Here is a 1,610-nt window from a genome sequence, read left to right on the forward strand (position 1 = left end):
TTAACACATGATATTATAACCTGGGAAACTACCTGGGAGCACTTCGGGGAAACGGCATTAGACGGCATTGGTCTGATTCCGCTTGTGGGGGCACTTGGAAAATCCGATGAAATTCTTCTGTTTGTAAAACGCACAGAAAAGCTGTATGAGATACGAAGGGTTGCCAAAATAGGTGAGAACCTGCTGGAAAGCTTAAAGAAGGCAGGAAATGCATTGGAGAATGCTATGGATGCCGCCAGTACGGCAATGAAACAGGTGGGAAGTCGTGGCTACAGTAACCTTCTATACGTTCTAGATCAGCTAAAGCAGGGTGGCAGGTGGCAGTTAGACACTGGATATGGAACGGATTTTTCCAAAGCATTTGCAGAATACGGATCAGAGTTAGACAACCTTGCCAGAACAGATCCTTATCTCTCCTTAAAAGCCTGTCATAAAACAGTAGAGGAATGCACCGATGCGGGTGGTCATGTCACGAAAAATGTGGATGAAATCAAGGATGTGGCGAGAAAAAATATAGATGAGGCAGTGGAAGCAGGCAACACAGCAGTCGATGTCTTTGACGAAGTGGCAGATACCCATTTGATTACGGTAGAGGGATTTAATAGAAAACATGGAGGGATTAAAGGAGGGCATAATTACCAGGCATTTATGGAATATACGAATACACAGCGACCTATTCAGGAAATCAGCAGAACAGAAAGTGGAATTGATGGCGTTTTTGAAATTGAGTATAAGGCTGCAAAAATAGACAAAGGAGTGCCTGTAGAAGGGGAATGGCTAAGCCAACCGTATATAAAAACAGTATATGATCCAACTATAATTTCGGATGAAACCATAAAGCAATGGGCAAGGGAAGCGTTAGAAGGAAAAGAAGTAGTTGTGACTCGTAGAAATCAGTTACGCGTCAGGGGGGAAGCAAGTAATGGATTAAAGTTTGAAGGATGGATTGATATTAATACGAATAAACTAAGATCCTATTATCCAGTTTTAGAGTGGAGTAAGGAATGAGGTGTTGTAATGAAAGAAAGTAAGTTTAGTTTGAAGTTTCCATATGATAAAGAAAAATATGGTGTTGTAATATATTTTTTTGAAGAAATGGTAAGTTATCAAAGAAATTTTAAAAGAAACCTAGAATATATGAGTCAAGATATTAGTTTTTCTACGGAGGCGACAGGATATTATTTTGCAAGTAGTTGTGACGAAGAGGATATAGAAAATGGGGATTATTTTGAAGAAGGTGTTTTCTTTTTTCTAAATGAAGACGATGTGATTATAGATTATGAGCAGTTCTACACCAGCCTAAAGCTAGCCTGTCAAATATATTTAGAAGATTATCCAGAAGACAAAGACTTTGTAGAAGAACGATTATCAATGATAAAAAAACGATATCAGCTATAAGGTAACAGCTTAATTATGCCTGGAACTGTAGGATTATAACAAGTGGAAAGGTTATAATCCTGCGTTTTATTTGCACAAATAGGCGGACTATGAACCTATTTCCCCAGGCGTAAGAACTGGAAGTCATACATTTTATTGACAGAGGAATTGTACAATACTGCGTACAGGATAAAAGTGAATTGTTCCGTTGTAGATTATTTGAGAAAATTACA

At 38.4% G+C, this 1,610-nt stretch carries 2 protein-coding genes; both read left to right on the forward strand.

Annotated elements, in window-relative coordinates; genetic code table 11:
- Window positions 1-1,008, forward strand: a 1,008-nt coding sequence (locus tag BM305_RS18710) for an EndoU domain-containing protein (RefSeq protein ID WP_177214817.1), incomplete at its 5' end; no start/stop codon positions are given.
- A 9-nt stretch (window positions 1,009-1,017) separates the two neighbouring features.
- Window positions 1,018-1,398, forward strand: coding sequence for a ribonuclease toxin immunity protein CdiI (gene cdiI, locus BM305_RS18715; RefSeq protein WP_092564519.1), 381 nt, complete (start codon window positions 1,018-1,020; stop codon window positions 1,396-1,398).
- Window positions 1,399-1,610: the final 212 nt, after the last annotated feature.

It is taken from the genome of Anaeromicropila populeti (assembly GCF_900112775.1).
GTDB classification, from domain to species: Bacteria; Bacillota; Clostridia; order Lachnospirales; family Lachnospiraceae; genus Anaeromicropila_A; species Anaeromicropila_A populeti.

What these genes read in the sequence shown, in the direction of transcription:
- cdiI (WP_092564519.1), top strand. Translation starts at nt 1,018, where the DNA reads ATGAAAGAAAGTAAGTTTAGTTTGAAGTTTCCATATGATAAAGAAAAA.